This window comes from Lacinutrix sp. MEBiC02595, from assembly GCF_053601555.1.
This window is the reverse complement of sequence record NZ_JBSHNU010000222.1, coordinates 165,443-185,303: the sequence shown is the minus strand read 5'-3', so window position 1 is coordinate 185,303 and position 19,861 is coordinate 165,443. Positions and strand designations below refer to the sequence as shown.

Sequence of the window (19,861 nt, the reverse complement as noted above, 5' to 3'; positions counted from 1 at the left end):
TTGCGTTACAAACTATTATTAGTAGTAACTTATATCAAATATACGTAATTTTTATTGTTTTCGTTTAGCACCAAAGCCAATTCTGTCGCAAATATAATGTCCATTTTGGCAATACGCAACTAATTCATTTTTAATAAACTCGATACATTCTGCGGCTTCCTTTTCTGGATACAGCACGTGTACATTTGCTCCGGCGTCTAAGGTAAAACTAATATGCAATCCTGTTTGCTTTCTAAACGCCCAAATAGCATTAATTATTTTGAGGGTATTTGGTTTCATTAAAATAAAATACGGCATGCTTGTCATCATCATAGCGTGAAGCGTTAGGGCTTCACTTTCTATAATTTCAATAAATGCATTTAAATCTCCGGTTTTTAAAATGTCCATAAGTTTGGTCATATTCTCTTTAGCTTGCGTAAAACGTTGTTGTGCAAAAGGATGATTATGCATTAAATTATGACCAACCGTACTACTTACTTGCTTTTCGCCTTTATCTACTAAAAGAATAGTGTCTTGATAGTTCTTGAAGTTATGATGTACTTGGTACGGATATTTTACAGCATACAGATCAGAGCTCGTTTCTATCTTTTCATGTTTTCCCCAAACAATAAGATCACCTTCTACGCTTCTACAAGCACTTCCTGATCCTAATCTTGCTAAAAAAGATGCTTTTTGATTAAAGTATTCTAGCGTAATTTCGGGATTTATTTCTTTTTCTATAGACATTAAACAAAGTGCCAAAGCGCTCATTCCAGAAGCAGAAGATGCAATACCAGAACTATGCGGAAATGTATTTGCAGTTTCAATTGTAAAATGATAGTCTTTTAAAAAAGGTAGATATGCTTCAATACGTTTAAAGAAAGTTTCGATTTTCGGTTTAAAATCTTGATTCTTTTTGCCTTCAAAAATAACATCAAAAGAAAAAGAGTTGGTATCTTCTTTTTTAGAAAAACTTAAGCTTGTCGTTGTTTTACAGGCATCTAAAGTAAAACTGATAGATGGGTTTTCTGGTATCTGGTTTTCCTTTTTTCCCCAATATTTAACCAAGGCAATATTACTAGGCGAAGACCAAGTAAATTGTCCATCATTAATTACTTTATTATTTCCAGAAAATATAAACGAAGCGGTTTCCATGATGTGCAAATTAGTCTGCAAATATAACTTATTACATAGCATGTATGTATAGCTTTTATTCCAAAAAACTTAAAATAATAGGTATTTCATCGTAATTGTTTTTAAAAAAATAGTAGAATTCCTTATTTTTTGTAGATTGGAAAACCGAATGACTATTCAATCAATTATCTGTGTATAAAAAACAAAGAATTCTTATTACAATGTTAGAACTTGTAGTAAAACAGGGTGTAAATGCAACACCTATGTATCAGGTTGCTAAAGAATCTAACGTAGCAATAGGCACCATTTATAATTATTTTAAAGACAAAGAGGACGTGCTTTGTCAAATCTATAAAATGATTAGAGAGGATTTTGGCACTATTCTTATTCTAAAAGAAGAAAACCAAAATCCTGAAGAAGTATTTAAAAAATACTGGGTCGATTTATTTCATTATTATGTTAGCAATCCCTATGCTTTTCATTTTTATGAACACATAGCTAAAGCCCCTATTATACCCATAGAGTTAATTGAAGAAACAAAAATACACTATAAACCGCACGCCGCTTTTTTCTGGAAAGGGATAAAAGAAGGTTTCCTTAAAGATATGCATATTACACTATTAGTACAAATAGCGTATAGTAATGTTGTTGCTGCTGTTCATTTAAAATTAAACGGTGTTTTACCAATGACAAATACACAGATTAAGGAAGCCGCAAATGCTTCTTGGGATGCTGTAAGACAAATTAAAGATTAACGATGAGCAAAAAACAACGTATTATACTCACCATGTTAGAGCTTGTTGTTAAACAAGGATATCATGCTACACCAATGTCTCAGGTTGCTAAAGAAGCCAATGTTGCTGTAGGTACCATTTATCATTATTTTGAAACCAAAGAGAAAATTATTGAAGCTATTTTTTTGATGGTTTATAAAGATTTAAGCATCGTTCTACTAACAAACAGTAAACCTAGTGCTACCTATAAAACTCAATTTACCACCATGTTGTATAACATGTATAATTATTTCTCAAGCAATCCTTTAGCTTTTTATTTTATTGAATATGTTGGTGTCCCTCCAATTATCTCTCCTGAAATTGTAAAAAAAACAGTACCATTCTATAAAACAATAACAGACTTCTTTTTTAAAGGAATTACAGAAAAAAAAGTAAAAAACATGGACGAAACTCTAATCATGAAATTATGTTACGGACTTATATCTTCTGTTGTAAAACTAAAAATTAAAGAAGAGGTACCAATGCATACAAAACAAATAGACCAATCTATTGAAGCTTGCTGGGATGCTATAAAATATTCTGAGAATAAATTATTTGCTTAGAGATAACAACTTCACCATCGTATTATAGTTTCTGGCTGTTGCTACCGTTTCCAACATGCGTTCAAAATAATTAGCGTTGCATTTTGATTTTCCGTAGCCTGCTTGGTTATACAAATAAATACAGGTATTCGTAATTTTAAATTCTTCCGATTTATATACTTTTTTTGAAGCTTCTTTTATCAACTCTTTACTTGGTGTGTCTTGCAATAAGATAAAATAGCTTTTTACTTTTCTCTCTTCTTCAAAAGGAGAATTATTAAAAATCAATTCTAATTCTTCTTTTGTTTTTACTAAAACAGAAACTTCAAATTGAAAATGAGCCCGTATGGCTTTATGTATTTTATCCTCAATAATTTTTGTGTTTTCTTCGGAAGACTGCAAAACAACATTACCACTTTGTATATAGGTTTGCACATTTTGAAAACCTGTTTTGGTTAGCAATTCACGCAATGTTGCCATGGGTACTTTTTTATGACCTCCAACATTAATCCCTCTTAATAAAACAACGTATGTTTCCATTTTTATTTAGAAATGTGTTGCGAAGCAATATAGGCTCCTGTCCATGCATTTTGAAAATTAAAACCTCCAGTTATCGCGTCAACATTAATGATTTCACCAGCAAAGTATAGGTTTTTATGTATCTTACTTTCAAAAGTTTTAAAGTTTACTTCTTTTAGATCGATTCCTCCTGCGGTTACAAATTCGTCTTTAAAAGTACTTTTTCCATCTACGTTAAAATGCGCTTTGGTTAATTGTGCTGCAAGTGCTTCTAATTGATTTTTATTTAAATCTGCCCAACGTGTTTCTTCCGTTATTTCAGAAGCCAAAACTAGCTGTTGCCACAAACGTTTTGGTAAATTGAATTGCGGTGCTTTTAAAACTGATTTTTTAGCTAGATCTAGTTTCAAACCTTTTAAAACATCTAAGCAATCTTCGAAAGTGATTTTAATAAAGTTGATTTCAATAGTAAATTTGTAGTCTAACTTGGCAAGTTCTAAAGCACCAAAAGCCGACAGTTTTAAAATAGAAGGCGCACTCATACCAACGTGCGTTATAAGTAATGGCCCTTCGGAAAACAACTGTGTACCAACAACCTGTATTTCTACATTTTGTGCCACAACTCCAGGAATATCTTGGATGCGTTTATCTTTTATATTGAATGTAAACAACGAAGGTACTGGTAGAATCACTTTATGATCTAGTGTCTCCATAAGCTTCCACATTTTGGGGCTACTTCCTGTGGCTACCAATATTTTTTTTGCTGAAAATTCTTCCGCTTGTGTGATGACAGTCCAAGAATTTTCATCTTTTATAATCGACTTTACGGTTTGGCTATATAAAACTTCCACTTGATGTTTCTTCGTTTCGTTTAAAAAACAATCAATAATGGTTTGTGAGGTATTAGACTCTGGAAACATACGACCGTCTTCTTCTATCTTCAAAGCGACGCCGCGCTCTTCAAACCAAGCAATAGTATCTCCAGTCATAAATTTATGAAAAGGACCAAGCAATTCTTTTTCGCCTCTAGGATAATTTAAAACTAATTCTTGAGGAATGAATTCGGCATGCGTGACATTACAACGGCCGCCGCCAGATATTTTCACTTTCTGTAAACCTTCCTTTCCTTTTTCTAGTATTGCTATTTTTAATTCCGGATTTTGAACTGCTATATTAATTGCTGCAAAAAAACCTGCTGCACCTCCACCAATAATTATTACATCTTTTTGTTTCATGTGTTTATTTCTATTGTTTTTCATAGGTCACATGTAGCATCCATTTAATCCTTATCTTTGATTATCTGGTTTTAGTTATGGATGTTTCATAATCTTTTAAAAACCACGTAAATTTAACATTAATAAATGAAAAACTGCTTTGAATAAATTCCTTATCCTAATAATATTTTTATACGCTAGTTGCGGTTCCAAAGAATTTAAAAGCGCAATAGATTTACCTTCCGATTTAAACGAAGTCTCTGGTACAGAAATCGCTGTGCATTCTGATTTAATCTGGATGGTAAACGATAGTGGTAACAAACCCATTCTCTTTGGACTTAACACAAAAGGAGAAATCAAAAAAGAATTAGAAATCGAGGCTAAAAACCATGACTGGGAAGATTTAGCAAGTGACCCTGAAGGAAATATTTATATTGGCGATTTTGGAAACAACGAAAGTAAACGCAAAAACTTAGCCATTTTAAAAGTAAGTGCTTCTGATTTACAAAGCGATACTTCGGTAGAAATCGAGCGTATTTCTTTTAAATATCCTGAACAAGAAAAATTTCCACCAAAAAAGAAAAAAAGGTATTTCGATTGTGAAGCTTTCTTTTATAGCAATAACAGCTTTTATTTATTTACTAAAAGTCGCGTAAAAGGCGATTTCGGAAAAACTAGTTTATATAAAATCCCTGCAAACGCAGGAATGCATGAAGCCGAATTTTTAGGAACATATTCTAATTGTACTGATTTACGATGCTGGATAACTGCGGCAGATATTAGTCCGGATGGCACAAAAATGGTATTGCTAAACCAGAAATCGGTTTTACTTTTTACAAACTTTAAAGGGAATGATTTCTTTAATGGCACCATAAAAGAATTTCCTTTTGGTTATGAATCACAAAAAGAAGGTATTTCTTTTAAAGACAATAACACCGTTTATATTACCGACGAAAAAGCACATGGAGCAGGTGGGAATTTATATGAATTCTCTTTAAATTAATACGGTAAGCATTTCTATAATTTTCGACTAAAATAATCGTTTACTAAACATTAATTAAAGTTTAGTATTTTTACTCAAAATCATATCTTTTTATGGACCATCTTATTGCTGAAGCAGAGAAACATGTTATTACCCTTCTAAATACACATTTAGACCATGCTTTTGTTTATCATAATTTGACGCATACGCAAAACGTTGTAAAAAAAGCAACAGAATTAGCAGATCTAGCGAACTTAGATCCTACCCAAAAAAAACAATTAATAATTAGCGCTTGGTTTCATGATGTTGGTTTTACAAAAAGTATTGATGACCACGAAACACATAGTGCAGCTATAGCTACTGCATTTTTAAAAGAGCACCATGCCACTGCTGAAGATATTCAAGTGGTTAACGATTTAATTCTAGCAACTAAAATGAATTATGTGCCAAAAACACAGCTAGAAGCATTTATTCGCGATGCCGATTGCGCGCATGTTGGAAATAAGAATTTTAGAGATGTTACGCAACTTTTAAAGAAAGAGCTAGAACTAACAAGTCAAAAGGAATTAACAAATACAAAGTGGCTAGAAGAAAACATTAATTTCCTTACCGAGAAGCATACCTTTAGTAGCGACTTAGCGGTTTCCCTTTGGGAGAAAGGCAAAAGTAAAAATCTTGCAAAACTACTAAAAGACCAAAACAAACAAAAAACAAATAAAGCGAAGTTAAAGCAGAAAAAAGCAGAGCTTCAATTTAAAAAAGATAAAATAGAAATTCCAGAACGTGGTATAGAAACCATGTTTAGAGTAACCCTTAAAAACCACATTACTTTAAGTGATATTGCAGATACCAAAGCAAATATATTACTATCTGTAAATGCGATTATAGTTTCTCTAGTGTTGGCTAATCTTTTACCTAAACTAGATAATCCTTCTAACGGTTACCTAATTTATCCAACCGTAGTTTTTGTTTTATTCACTGTTGCTTCCATGATTTTATCCGTTTTAGCTACAAGACCAAATGTAACTAGAGGAGAATTCACCAAAGAGGATGTTGCCAATAAAAAAGTAAACTTATTATTCTTTGGGAATTTTCATAAAATGAAATTAGAAGAATTTGAATGGGCAATGGGAGAAATGATGAAAGACAAAGACTATTTATATTCTGCCATGAAAAAAGACCTTTACTTTTTAGGTTTAGTTTTAAACAGAAAATATAAAATACTACGTGTTACTTACACTGTTTTCATGATTGGTATTATCTGTAGCGTTATTGCATTTGCTGTTGCTTTTCAGTATGCAGGAATTAACATTAAGCCTTAATCTCTTTCATTAAATCATTATACGTATAAAACGCTTTATCCTCTTTGTTTTTGTGATACAATACACTTACGCGCAAAGCCTTTAAACCGGTTACTGCTTGTAAGTCTTGTAGTTCTAAAATCTCTACATCGGTATCTAAATAATTTTTAGATTGTAAAAACTTAATGTAACGCAAATACTCTATTTCGTCTTGCTTTTGCGAATACACAATAGTAATTTTTCCCTTTTGGGTAATACGTTCTGTAGTACCTTTTATAAATGCTTTATCGACACGTTTTTTTACAATTTCGTATCTAGCATTATACGTACCATCTACATCAAATTGCTTTTCATCCATTCTAAAACTTATGGATAATGGCTGATTAAAAACCAATATCATCGAAGCAACATCTAAGGCCACAGGAAAATTATTTTTCATCTGGTAATAGCTATTTTCCATTTCGCACATCACTTGTAATTGCCACAATCTTAAATTGTACAAGTAGATTGGATTAAAGCTATCTTCTTTAGTAATAGACTCTCCAATGTACATGTTGTGTTCCACTCCATCCGTTTTAAAACGCTCAAAATAATGCGGATACATTTTTTGTGCTTTCACTTGTTTCTTATCCAAAAGCGAAGCCATTTCTCTATTAATTATAGTCACGGTATCATCATATTGTTTTCTATGACTATACACTACTTTGACAGTATCGTCTATACTTTCATAATAGGTTTCTATTTCAGGTTTTAAAGTTTTTACAGAAATAAGGTGCTCTAATACTGGTTCTATATCTTGATTAAAAAAGGAAGTTATTTGCTGTTCACTATCTACTTGAAAATGATCCACTAGATCTTTTAAATATTCATTTATTTGAAAGATAAACTGATCATAGATAGGAAGCTTATCTACTTTAGATGCGCTTTTTAAAATAGATTTTACAGCATTTAATTGTAATATTAAATCTTGTTGTGTTGCCCAATTTCTAGCTTCGGAAGAACCTTTAATATCGATTTGACCATAAAGCGGATAAATATTATCGAAAGCTATTTTACTAAAATTTGGCTCTTTTCCTTCTATTTGGGCCCTAATAAACTTTTTAGCTTCCTTTACAAACCTCCAGTTAACACTAGAATGAATAGAAGTGCATTCCTGCTGAATAATAGCTTCTATTAAATTTTCTTCATCGTTTTTAGAACGCTCTACTGCAGAAACAATAAAAGGCATAATATCTGCCAGTTTATTGGCATTAATGCTATTGAGTATTTTTGGTTTTTCGGAAACTATTTCCAGAATTCCCATAACCCCTTTCTCATTAGCAATAGGTGCAAAAATAGCACTTTGAATTCCTTGTTTATGCAGCGCGCTTATATGCGGAATTTTTCCTTGTGTTTTTTCAAACATGTCATTAACATTAGACACCGAAAAATATCTTTTTTCAACTAAAAGTCTATTGTAAGACCATTTACATAAAGTGTCACAACACTTCGAAGTATCTTGATCATCTAACAAAAAACTATTCATTCCAGATCCATACACACGATCAAAAGTATCGTCTTCTTGATTATAGATAGAAAACCCAACCTGTATATCTTTTAGTCCTAATAAGGAACGAAAAATCTCATGGAAGCCTTCCATAAAAGACGCATCCTTTCTTTTATTTTCGCCTATTAAAGTAGATTTAATATTAGAAATAGATTGGTCGTTAGTAACATCAAACATATTCGATATTACAAACCCTTTAAAGTCATAGCTATTTGGCGGAAACTTTGCCTTCCATAAAGCTATATTTTCAAAATTATCGATTAATTCATCGTAATCTTCTTGTGTGATTTTTGGTGCATTTTTGTTTGGGATAATCTCAACAAAGTCTGCATTATATAATATTTTGTAATACTTTTTTATTCCATTTCTATCTGGAATTTCATAATAAAAAGGTCTTTTAAAATCTAAGGAATAGCCATAATAATAATTTAAAATAGTAACACAAGCCAACATATACTTGTAATCTACAGACATGTTTTTTATTTCCAATTCATAATCTTCTCCAGCTGTTTCCACTATGGATTTAAAACGTTCTGAAGAATTAAAAACGATATCTTCAAAAGGTATAGAAGCTGTTTTTATTTCATTTTTAGTTAATACAGGACTAAACGAGTCTTGTAAAATAATTTGGATTTCATTTTTATGGATTTCTAGTAACTTCAAGTCCGAAAACCCTTCCCGAAGAATAGGGTAAGCTGCAGCAGTTTTCAAAACACGCTTCGCCTTTTTAGCAAGAAATTCATCCGAATTTGTTGCTAAATCCTCATAATGTTCGAGTAGCTTATTAAAGCTAATCTTTAAACGCATTGGGGATTCTGACAGACTAATTAATTTCATTTAAAAATACTTTATTGTGCAAAAATACAATTTTATTGATTAGTCGTAGTAAGTGAGAAAGCTTAACATGTTATTAAATTAAGTTTTATTTATATAGACTACAAAAAATCTAATCAAACAATTAAATCCCTTTTTCCCCTTTTTAACCCTTAATTTTAATAAATTTACTAGGTATTAAGCTATTACATCAAAATAATCACATGAAAAAAATTACACACAAACCACATTATTGGTTTTTACTCTTTACTTTTTTGAGTTTCACACCTCATTTGTTAGGACAAACTTGGACAGATAAAAACGAAGATGAAAGTTATGTTGCAAGGCATGAATTTGGATTCACTCAAGCCGGAGATAAATTCTTCCTTTTTGGAGGCAGAGAATCCCCTCGCGTATTAGATGTATATGATTACACCTCGAATACATGGTCTAATGGAGGAATGGCTCCTGTGGACTTTAATCATTTTCAAGCAGTTACTTATGAAGGTTTAATCTGGGTCATTGGCGCTTTTAAAACAAACGAACCTAACCCAGAATTGAATGCAGATTATATTTATATGTATAATCCCGCAAGCCAACAATGGATTCAAGGTATGGAATTACCAACCGCAAGAAAACGTGGTGCAGCTGGTTTGGCAATGCATAACAATAAATTTTATTTGGTTGGCGGAAATGTATATGGTCATGGTGGAGGCTATGTAGCGTATATGGATGTATTTGATCCTTTCACCGGAATGTTTACGGCTTTAACAGATGCACCACATGCAAGAGACCACTTTCATGCTGTGGTACATAACGACAAACTTTATGCTTTAGGCGGCAGACTCACTGGCGGTGCTGGAGGATTATTTGCGCCTCAAGTTCCCGAAGTAGATGTTTACGACTTGAACACCAATCTATGGACTACTTTAGCAAGTAGTAGCAATATTCTTACTCCCAGAGCTGGAGCAGCAACTGTTTTATTTCAAAATGAAATATATGTTATTGGTGGCGAAACTACTTTTGGTAGCGCTACTGGTAACAATGGACAACGTGATATTGTAGAAGCTTTCGATCCTTTAACAGGAACTTGGACAACCAAAGACAATCTGAATTATTACAGGCATGGTATTCAAGCGCTAGTTTCTGGTGATGGCATAGTAGTTATTGGTGGTTCTAATGGTGGGACTTCTATGAAAAACATGGAATATTATAATATGGATAACCCTACAGGAAGTCCTAATGTGAATAGCACTTTTGTTGCAGATGAAACCACTAAAACTTTTCAATATGGCGCTAGTTATGGTACCGTGAATATCCCTATTACACTATCCAATAACTTAGGTACCACAGGAACTTATATTGATACGATTACTATTTCTGGAGCAAATTACACTTTAAATGCGACCTACAGCAACTTACTTTTAGGTGCGAATCAGGATTTAATTATTCAAGCGGTTTTAAATGACACTTCACAAAACATGAGTTCCGGAAATGTGCTAGTAACGTACAATAACAATTCGACGATAAATATTGCATTAGAAGGCACACTTAATCCAACTTTATCTGTTGCTAATCCCGACGATTTAAAGACACTTAAGGTATATCCAAATCCTACAAAATCGACATTCCAATTAAATACAAAAAGCACACAATTAAACGTGTTTGATATTACTGGAAAATCCATAAAAGTATTTCATGGTGATTTTAGTAACGAGCATTCTTTTAATATTTCTAAACTTTCAAAAGGCGTTTATTTTATTCAGGTAAAGAATGCTTCGCAGGTTAGTGAAACAATAAAAATTATTAAAATATAGTTTCCGTCGCTATTTTAAAACAAAAAATCTCTTAGTGTAGTAATGCACCAAGAGATTTTTTATGCGCATATATTATATACTTAATCCATATACGTCCAATTTACACCATCGCTAATTACCGTGATGGTTCTCAAATTATTTTCATACATATAAATTTCTGAGCTTCCTGTTGTAGATCCTTTAGGAAACAAAGACCCAGCAATAGTAGTCAGTTTTGCAGTATTCGAATTATTAATATTTCTAATAATATATACTCTCCCTGGAAAAGTCACCGGATTAGGAAGTCTAAATTCCTGATCTGTAGCTTGCGGATTGATAGACAAATAAACACCTCCATCAATATCTGTAGCAGTCCCATTTCCCGTTAAAGTGATATGCTTTACAGAGAGATTACCATTTATATCTAAAGTACTTTTAGGTGTGGTTGTACCAACACCTACTTGCGCAAAAATCGCAGTACTAAAAAGGCAAAAATAACATATCAATAAAATATTTTTCATGGATTTAAAGTTTATTGCATTAATATTTTATATTCCCAAGCACCTAAGGAAACAGCTTCACCATTAAGCTCCAATGCTGTATTCGACATATAATCGATGTACTTTCCTTTTTGTGGTAAACGTACTTCTAATGGCTCTGCAGACATATTTGCTACATAAGTAATGGCACTACCATTTTTGCTTCGTGTAAATGCTAAAATATTTTTATTAGCAACTTCTATTTTTTCATAAGAAGCAGGATCTTTTCCTCCATGCAATGCGGAACTTGTCGTTTTTAGTTTCCCTAGTTTTTCTAACAATTCCCATGTATTTCCTTTCGTATGCGGAAAACTATCTTTTTCAAAAAACAATAATTTATGATCTAAATCGTATTCCTGACCCGAATAAATTAAAGGCATCCCAGGCGTTAAATAACTTAAAGCCGTCATCGCTTCGGAAGCATTTCCCATGCGTTCTTTTATGGTTCCATTCCAAGAATTCTCGTCATGATTGGTTACAAAGTTCATAAGAATATCATCGGCTTCATAGGTTTCTATTCGTTTCTTCATGTATTCCGTAAAAGCCGTTGCATTTTCTTCTCCTTTTGCAATTTTATTCATGGCATGATGTCCATCCCAAGCATACGCCATATCGAATAATCCTTCTTTTAATAACGCTGGTTCCCAAGCTTCCGCTAACATGAAAATATCCTTTTTTGCTCTTAATTCAGGAATCGCTTGTTCCCAAAAGTCAGCTGGTACAGATCCCGCAACATCACATCTTAAGCCATCCACACCTTCATTTGTTAACCAGTAACTCATGTCTGCAATCATTTCTTTACGCATCTCTTGATTGTCGTAGTTTAAATCTGCAACATCTGTCCAATCCGTATCTGCTGGATGCACCACTTCCCCTTTATCGTTTTGCGTATAATATTCCGGATTGGTTTTTAACCAAGTATGATCCCAACCAGTATGATTTGGTACCCAGTCTAAAATCACATAAATTCCGTTTTCATGAGCTGTGTTTACCAATGCTCTAAAATCTTCTATGCTTCCGAACTCTGGGTTGATTTTGGTGAAATCGGAAACCGCATAATAACTCCCTAAATATTTCCCTTGTTCAGCTTCTGGGAAATCGGTTGCAAACTTGCTATCTTCTCCTCCTGTTGCTTTACGTTTTGTTTCTGAAATAGGAAAAACTGGCATCAGCCAAATTACCTTTACTCCTAATTGTTTTAACTGCGGAATGTCTTTGGTAAAAGCATCAAAAGTTCCTTCTGTAGAATATTGACGAATGTTAGCTTCGTAAATCACAGCTGTTTCTAAATCTGTATCTGAGATTGGTTTAAGAGCTATTTTTTCTTCTACAACAGCTATTTCTTCTGTTTTTTTCTTTTCTTCTTTACAAGCAAATATGGTAAGTAGTGCGAATAATACCGTTAGTTTTTTCATGTGTTCGTTTTTATTTTTTTTCTAATTTCAAATAGAACATCCTCAATATTTATTCCTTCGACTTCAAGTCTAGAAAACAGATGCTACCTGTGTTTATTTATTTTAATTCTTCTAATAAAATGATATTCTTATCTACGCTAATGGTAATGGATCCGTTTTTCACTTCAAGCGTTTGTCCGGAATAAAAATCGTTCACTTGCTGTCCGTCTTTAAAAACTGAAGACACATTAATGGTTTGTTCTCCTTTAGGAATATCGATACCTATAATAACTTCATCTTTAAAATCCCCTTTCGTATAGCTTCTACTAAAAAAGTAAGGAGAATCACTAATCATTTGATGTTTCCCTGCTCCAACCGAAGGATGGTTACGTCTAAACTGACCTAATTTTTGCCAATGAATTAACAAGTCTTGTTTTTCAGGCATTTCTTCCCAATTCATAAAACTTCTAAGTGTCGCATCTCCAATAGTACCTTCTATAGTTAAATCTCTTGCCAACTCGTCTCCATAATATATTTGAGAAGTTCCCGGAGACAGTAACAATCGCGTTGCGGTTTCGTATGTTTTCTCTCTGTTCTTATCAAATGGTTGCCCGTCATCATGAGAAGTTAAATAGTTTAAAACGCCATAATCTTTCAGTGTGCTATTTAAAATACTATCGTAATTCTTGAATTGTTCTTCATAAGATTGTTGCGCAGCATTCCATTTAAACTCAAAATTGATTAAGCTATTAAACGCATTTTCAAAATAGTTGACTTTTTTATCTCCAAAATCGAAAGCTATTCCGGATGAAATTCCGTAGTTATACAATTCACCAACCAAGTAAAAATCAGTGTCGTCTAACACTTTGTTTGGATTTCCCTCTTTAAATTCCGCGAAAGCGTTATCACAAACTGCCTTAAACTCCTGCCAAACATAAGCTTCTGTATGCTTTACTGTATCGACTCTGTACCCATCAATCCCGAAATCTTTCACGTAATCGCTCAACCATTTCATAATGTAAAAACGAGGTGCACGCGGATAATCATTCGCTTCAAAAAACGCATCTAGCTCTGCAACTTCTTGGTCATATCGCCCTTCTGCTTTCCATTTTGCAATTAAATGAGGTGGTAATGCTACGGCTTCATTGCTTTCGGTTTTAATATCTGGAAGGTTTTTAACCAAAGTGCAAGTCACGGTATTGTCAAAATTTTCGTAGTCGCATTGCGGACCAGTTCTAACCCAATCGTTTGGCCAAACCGGATCTTTATCGGTTACAGGACCTGTGTGATTGATCACCGCGTCGAGTAAAACCCGAATGCCTTTTTTATGTGCCGCTGCTACTAAGTTTTTTAAATCTTCTTCGGTTCCTAAATTGGCATCGATATTGGTCCAATCTTTAGTCCAATAGCCATGAAAACCATACGTAATTCCAGTACCTTCATCGGTTCCTCCATGAATTTGCTCAACAATTGGCGACATCCAAATAGCATTAACCCCTAAATCTGAAAAATAATTGGATTCAATTTTCTGGGTAATTCCTTTTAAATCTCCTCCTTCAAAACCACGTAAAACGCCAGTTTCTTTTGTTCTATCGTAATTAACATCATTGGCCTTATCACCATTATTAAAACGATCGGTTAATAAAAAATATAAGTTTGCTGCTTCCCAAACAAAAGGTGTTTTCATGGTGTCTTGCTTTTGGTTTTCAGCGATATCCAGATTCGTTTTTTTATCTGATTTACAACTAAAAACGAGTACTATAGTAGCTATTAAAAGTATGCTTTTTTTCATCTTTTACTTAATATTTAATTTGTACGTTCCCTCCTTTTGAAGTATTCCATTGTAAATTAAAGCGTAATGCTTTGGTATCTTGGTTATAATCAAAATCTAGTTTCTTGCCATCGTATTTTATACGCTTTGGATCCTTTGGAAAATCATGAACAATAACTTGCATTGTTTTAGTAGATGTGGAATAGCTAGAACCTGTTTCCGCTTCAAAATTTATCTCTACATATTGTTTACCCGTTTCTGCTTTAAAGGCTAAAATCTCAAATACTCCTTTTTCGAAAGCATTTTTAGTTGTTCCATCATCATTATATAGTGTGCGTTCACTTTTTGTAACAGATGCATCCAAATAATAATGCACATCCAAAGTGTTTCCATCATATTCTGTAGTGCTTTGCATGGATTTTGCTGTTGCAATAAATGCACCACCACGAACATAAGTGGGAATATTATTTTCTTCTGTTTTAATGCTTAAAGTTTGTCCTCCCTTTACCTTTTTATCTGTATAAAAGTTAAACCAATTATTATTTTTCGGAAAGTACACTTCTACTTCCGTTTGCTTCGGATTTACGATTGGCGTGATTAGAAAATCATTTCCCCAAAGGTACGTGGATGCCACGGTCTGTAATTCTGTATTATCATCTTCTTCAAAAAATAGTGGTCGCATTAAAGGCGCTCCAGATTGGTTGTTTTCAAATACCAAGTTGTAATTATATGGCAATAATTTATATCTTAATTCGATAGCTTGTTTAGCTAATGCTTTCGCTGTATCACTTCTAAAAACTGGTTCTGCAGGCACTTCTTCTTGCGCATGTGGTCTGTAAATTGGTTGAAAAACGCCATATTGCAACCATCGTGCATAAAGCTCATCGTCTAAGTTATCACCAGCAAATCCGCCTAAATCACTATGCATATAAGCCAAACCTTGCATACCCATTTGTAGCGCAATTTCTGGTTGAGATTGTAATCCGCCCCAAGTTCGATTTACATCTCCAGACCAAGGAATCATTCCAAAACGTTGCGATCCCGAACTTCCTGCACGCATTAAAATAAAGGGTCTTGTATTTGGAAAATTGGCTGTGTATCCTTCCTGAATTAATTCTGCCCAATTATGTCCGTAAATATTATGTACCTCATCTGCAGTTCCTGTTGCGTGTAGCAAACTTTTAGGATGCACTTCTGGCTCTCCTAAATCTCCCCAAATTCCGGAAACACCTAAATCGGCTAAGCCCTTATAAATGTTCCAAAACCATTCTTTTCCTTTCGGATTATAAATATCTATCAATCCAGTATTACCAAAATAAAAGTCGTAGGTAAACGGATTCCCAATAGAATCTTTGGCCAAAACATCTTCTTTTACTGCTTCGTCCCAACGGCTAGAAGTGGTTAACACAAAAGGCTCTGTAACTAAAACGGTTTTCACGTTGTTGTCTTTTAATCCTTTTATCATTTGCTTCGGATTTGGAAAAGAATCGCGATCAAAAGCTAGGTTTCCCATCGTGCCTTTTATGGTTTTTCCGAACCAGAAAATATCTATAATTATTGCATCTAACGGAATATTTTCTTCTCTAAATTTCTGAACAGTTTCTTCGACTTCCTGTTGCGAATGGTAGCCAAATCGGCTAGAAAAATTACCCAAAGCCCAACGTGGTGGCATAGGTTGTGTTCCTGTAAGTTTGGTATAGTTTTTAGTAAGATCTAACCAAGAATCACCAACCACAACTTGATAGGTTTTTCTGCCAGAAATAGTTTCGTAAGTCAAGGTATTATCTGCTTTAGAATCTAAATCCAAAAAACCAATTGGTGCATTATCAAAATGAATTAAATATTGATTGGAAGACACAACAATTGGCATTGTGTAATTCATCAATGCACTGCGATCTTCATAACCATAATGCGCTTTATTGTATAATTCTAAGCGATTTCCTCTTCGGTTCATTCCTAAAGCTCTTGCGCCTCCACCATATAAAACCTCTTCTGGTTTTAGATTAAATTGAATGGTTTCAAAAGCATCCGTTTTTTGATAGCCCTTTTTCTCGGAAGTCACTTCTTTTCCTTTGAACCAATAAGAAATATGAAAAGGTGCTTTCGTAATTTTAATAGACAACTCTTTTGTAGCATATGTTATTTCCGAATCACTTTCCTTAAAAGCAACCTCAGAAAAAGCTTCTGTTAAAACAACAGCATGTGACTCTTTATTATACGTTTCTCCCGTTGGAAGAAATGTTGTTTCCACAATTTCTGGGGAATAGAATTGCATTTTGTATGTTCCGTCGGAAACGTTTACTTGCAATTGATTGTTATTAAAATCTGCTTCCAAGAACGTTCTCTTTTTAATGGAATCGTTGAATAGCCAAGTGATTGCTTCCTCAAAATTATTACGCCAAAGTGCTTCGTTGTGTTTCCCTTCTGGAACAACTTTAGATTGTATGTTTTCTGAAGGAAATCCTTTGGATTGCAAAAGACCGATCATACTATTCATGTCGGTTACTGTTTGGCTAATTTCGGTTCGCGAAGTATTTGCACCTTCTTTTCCACCTGCCAAAAAGTACATTTTAGTATCTTGAATATTACCATGCTTTTTAGAAAAGGCATTTACCGCTTCTGGAGCAAACCAATACGATGGCGAATACACACCAACTTTACCAAAAATGTTTGGATATTTTAAAGCTGCATAATGTGAAATTAATCCGCCCATCGAGCTACCAAAAATGGCAGTATTGCTTTTATCTTTTTTGGTATTATAATGCGCATCGATATAAGGTTTCAATGTATTCGTAATAAAATCCAGATATGCATCGCCTTCTCCACCTCCATATTCTGGGTGTTTCCAAGGGGAATATTCGTCTAATCTTTTAGAATCTCCATGATCTACACCAACAACAATGAGTTTTAAGTTTTGCTCTTTAAATAATTTATCCATTGTTTCGTCTACATTCCATTCTCCATAACCAGATGTACTCCCATCAAAAAGATTTTGTCCGTCGTGCATGTAAACCACAGGATAATTCTCGTTAGATGTTTTATAATCTGCAGGCAAATACAACCAGATACGACGCTTTCTATGTAACTGTGGAATATTAAACTCTTCCGATAAAATAGTAACATTTTTAGAAGCTGTTGCGGCATTTTTCACTTCGAATAGATTATCCCAACCAGCAATTTTCACTTTAATCGTGTCGTTTGGTTGATCAAAAGTATAGGTGCGATTATCTATTTCTAATCCTTTTTTAGTGCATTCCACAGATTCCCAAGAACCTTGTGTAAACTTGAAGTTTATTTGTCCTTCTGCCTTTGGAAGCGTAATGCGATAAACACCATTCTTTTGCTCTAATTGGTATTCTTTTTTCCCACCAGACCAACCTTCAAAGTCCCCTGCAATAAAGATAGATGCGTTTTTTGGAGTCTCTTTTGGTAGCGCTTCTACAATAATGGTTACTTGCCCCGATGCTATTTGAAATAGCAAAAAAGATAGTATGTATATAATGTTTTTCATTTCGTTGGAGACCTCTCGACTACGCTCGAGGTGACATTTAGGTTATAATTTAGTGGATAATAGTAAACTTCCTCTTTGGCTTAAGATTATTTCATCTTCCCAAACAAAAGTTTCATTAGTTACTATATTTTTTAATGTTTTCCCATGCAAACCAACTTCTTCAAAACGTTTTAAATCTAAACTAATTGGTTCGTTATTTTTATTAATAATATGTACTACGGTTTCTCCATCGATACTTCGGAAGAGAAAATAGGTTCCCATAAAAGGTGCAAAATGAATGGTTTCTCCATCGTGAATAGCATCACTTGATTTTCTGTAATTCAATATTTTTTTCAGGAAAAGCTGCATGTCTTTTTGTGCATCGGATAATCCTTCTCCTGTAAAAGCATTTATAGCGTCACCTTCCCAGCCACCAGGGAAATCGGTACGAATCAAACCATGATCTCCTGGTTTTTCAAAGTCGTTCATTAAAATTTCTGTTCCGTAATATAGCTGCGGAATTCTTGGTAAAGTCAACAGATAACTTAAGGCCATTTTGGTATTTGGCACATCACCTTTAAGTTGTGTATAAATGCGACTCATATCATGATTATCTGGGAAAATCATTATATCTTTTGGTGATGTGTATGCAAAATCGTTGGCCAAACCTTCGTACATTTTAACTAGTCCGTTATCCCAAGATTCTTCTTCATTTAAGGCGTCCACTATATTTCTTTGCATTGCAAAATCCATCGTAGATCTTAAATTAGATTGATAACCATCCTTATTTTCATGACCATCTTGCCAATATGCAATTAGTAACGGATTGTAGCTCCATTCTTCACCAACGATACTAAAGTTTGGATATTCACTCATAATCGCTCCGGCCCAATTAGACATAAAATCTTTATCTGGATATGGATACGTATCTTGTCGGATTCCTGTTAAGTTTAGCGTTTCAATCCACCAAATACTATTTTGAATAATGTATTTGGACATAAACGGATTTCGCTGATTTAAATCTGGCATTTCCGATACAAACCAACCTTCTGCCATTTCCTTTTTATCACGTTTGGAAGCGTACAGATCTTGATTACTTGTACGTCTGTGATTGGAATTCTTTAATGGCTTGTTATTCTCAAAACTACCTTGTTGATTCACCCAATCTTTAAACGGTAAATCTTGCATCCACCAATGCCCGCTTCCGCAATGATTAGCTACTTGATCCATGATGACACCAATACTTCTTTCTCTCGCTTTCGCGGAAAACGCTTTGTAATCTTCTAATGTTCCGTAGCGAGGATCTACTTCATAGAAATCTGTCATCGCATAACCATGATACGAAGATTTTGGCATATCATTAGTCAACAAAGGACAAGACCAAATTTGCGTAAAACCCATCTCCTCTATATAATCGAGATGCTGTATCATTCCTTTTATATCTCCACCATGTCTTGCGTAATCATCCTTTCTATTGATGGTCGCTTCTTTTAAAAGGCTAACCTTTTCGCCATTTTCGTTCATACCGGAAGTATCTAAAAAGATATCATTCGAAGTATCACCATTTGCAAAACGATCTGGAGTAATTAAATAAATAGCATCCGAACTATCAAAACCTTGAAATGCATCGGCATCTCTTTGTCTGTTTTTTAACTCATAGGTATGCGTTTTCTGTTCGCCATTTTCAAAATTAAAAACAATATCGAATTTTCCTGCTTTCGTATTTTTATCGATATTGAAATCGATAAACAAATAATTAGGACTATCCGCTTTATGCGTCACATCGATAGTAACTCCAGAGTATATAATTTCGGGAATTGCTTTACCTATGTTTTCTTCTTTAACCAATAACTGAAACTTTGCGTCTTTAAAACCAATCCACCAATGCGGTGGCTCTACGCGTTCCAATTTTGTATTTGAAACCTGCAAAGCAATAGCTGGTTTTTCCTTTTTACAAGAAAAACAGAAACTGATTACAAAGAGTAGTATTAGTTTTTTCATTTACTTATCTAAATACCTGCAAGGTTTAGATACCAAATCGATTTTGGTACAAGCCTTGCAGGATATA

At 33.8% G+C, this 19,861-nt stretch carries 14 protein-coding genes; 5 read left to right on the top strand and 9 right to left on the bottom strand.

Annotated features, from left to right (window positions below):
• Nucleotides 1-51 precede the first annotated feature (51 nt).
• Nucleotides 52-1,134: a diphosphomevalonate decarboxylase gene (gene mvaD / locus ACVCZW_RS10670; RefSeq protein WP_452229854.1), complete on the bottom strand. Its 1,083-nt coding sequence runs from the start codon at nt 1,132-1,134 to the stop codon at nt 52-54.
• A 200-nt stretch (nt 1,135-1,334) separates the two neighbouring features.
• Here mvaD and ACVCZW_RS10665 point away from each other — a divergent pair, with 200 nt between their 5' ends.
• Complete coding sequence (locus ACVCZW_RS10665; protein ID WP_452229689.1) at nt 1,335-1,868, top strand: TetR/AcrR family transcriptional regulator; 534 nt, start codon at nt 1,335-1,337, stop codon at nt 1,866-1,868.
• Nucleotides 1,869-1,870: 2 nt separating this feature from the next.
• Nucleotides 1,871-2,449 (top strand): TetR/AcrR family transcriptional regulator, encoded by a 579-nt coding sequence (locus tag ACVCZW_RS10660; RefSeq protein WP_452229688.1) that lies wholly within the window; start codon nt 1,871-1,873, stop codon nt 2,447-2,449.
• On the opposite strand, the gene ACVCZW_RS10655 is transcribed toward ACVCZW_RS10660, so the two are convergent.
• Both ACVCZW_RS10655 and ACVCZW_RS10650 read right to left on the bottom strand, forming a co-directional pair.
• Nucleotides 2,438-2,968 (bottom strand): DUF1697 domain-containing protein, encoded by a 531-nt coding sequence (locus tag ACVCZW_RS10655; protein WP_452229687.1) that lies wholly within the window; start codon nt 2,966-2,968, stop codon nt 2,438-2,440. The two genes, ACVCZW_RS10660 and ACVCZW_RS10655, sit on opposite strands and share 12 nt — an antisense overlap.
• A 2-nt stretch (nt 2,969-2,970) precedes the next feature.
• Complete coding sequence (locus ACVCZW_RS10650) at nt 2,971-4,182, bottom strand: NAD(P)/FAD-dependent oxidoreductase (RefSeq protein WP_452232396.1); 1,212 nt, start codon at nt 4,180-4,182, stop codon at nt 2,971-2,973.
• A gap of 139 nt (nt 4,183-4,321) precedes the next feature.
• On the opposite strand from ACVCZW_RS10650, the gene ACVCZW_RS10645 reads away from it, so the two are divergent.
• Both ACVCZW_RS10645 and ACVCZW_RS10640 read left to right on the top strand, forming a co-directional pair.
• Complete coding sequence (locus ACVCZW_RS10645; protein ID WP_452232395.1) at nt 4,322-5,164, top strand: hypothetical protein; 843 nt, start codon at nt 4,322-4,324, stop codon at nt 5,162-5,164.
• 92 nt (nt 5,165-5,256) lie between these two features.
• The gene (locus tag ACVCZW_RS10640) at nt 5,257-6,465 is read left to right on the top strand and encodes a Pycsar system effector family protein (protein WP_452232394.1); all 1,209 of its coding nucleotides are present in this window, start codon (nt 5,257-5,259) and stop codon (nt 6,463-6,465) included.
• Here ACVCZW_RS10640 and ACVCZW_RS10635 read toward each other — a convergent pair.
• Nucleotides 6,455-8,827 (bottom strand): GAF domain-containing protein, encoded by a 2,373-nt coding sequence (locus ACVCZW_RS10635; protein WP_452232393.1) that lies wholly within the window; start codon nt 8,825-8,827, stop codon nt 6,455-6,457. The genes ACVCZW_RS10640 and ACVCZW_RS10635 overlap by 11 nt on opposite strands.
• Nucleotides 8,828-9,027: 200 nt before the next feature.
• Between ACVCZW_RS10635 and ACVCZW_RS10630 the strand changes: the two genes are divergently transcribed.
• Nucleotides 9,028-10,620 carry a Kelch repeat-containing protein gene (locus tag ACVCZW_RS10630; protein ID WP_452232392.1) on the top strand — a complete coding sequence of 531 codons (1,593 nt, stop codon included), beginning with the start codon at nt 9,028-9,030 and terminating at the stop codon, nt 10,618-10,620.
• Between the two features lie 80 nt (nt 10,621-10,700).
• Here ACVCZW_RS10630 and ACVCZW_RS10625 read toward each other — a convergent pair whose 3' ends face one another.
• The 5 genes from ACVCZW_RS10625 to ACVCZW_RS10605 form a co-directional block, all read right to left on the bottom strand.
• Complete coding sequence (locus ACVCZW_RS10625; protein WP_452232391.1) at nt 10,701-11,120, bottom strand: hypothetical protein; 420 nt, start codon at nt 11,118-11,120, stop codon at nt 10,701-10,703.
• Nucleotides 11,121-11,131: 11 nt separating this feature from the next.
• A complete protein-coding gene (locus ACVCZW_RS10620) occupies nt 11,132-12,553 on the bottom strand; it encodes an alpha-amylase family glycosyl hydrolase (RefSeq protein WP_452232390.1) in 1,422 nt (473 codons plus the stop codon).
• A 97-nt stretch (nt 12,554-12,650) separates the two neighbouring features.
• Nucleotides 12,651-14,324 carry an alpha-amylase family glycosyl hydrolase gene (locus ACVCZW_RS10615; RefSeq protein WP_452232389.1) on the bottom strand — a complete coding sequence of 558 codons (1,674 nt, stop codon included), beginning with the start codon at nt 14,322-14,324 and terminating at the stop codon, nt 12,651-12,653.
• 7 nt (nt 14,325-14,331) lie between these two features.
• The gene (locus ACVCZW_RS10610) at nt 14,332-17,814 is read right to left on the bottom strand and encodes a TIM-barrel domain-containing protein (protein WP_452232388.1); all 3,483 of its coding nucleotides are present in this window, start codon (nt 17,812-17,814) and stop codon (nt 14,332-14,334) included.
• 42 nt (nt 17,815-17,856) lie between these two features.
• The gene (locus ACVCZW_RS10605) at nt 17,857-19,794 is read right to left on the bottom strand and encodes a glycoside hydrolase family 13 protein (protein ID WP_452232387.1); all 1,938 of its coding nucleotides are present in this window, start codon (nt 19,792-19,794) and stop codon (nt 17,857-17,859) included.
• Nucleotides 19,795-19,861 lie beyond the last annotated feature (67 nt).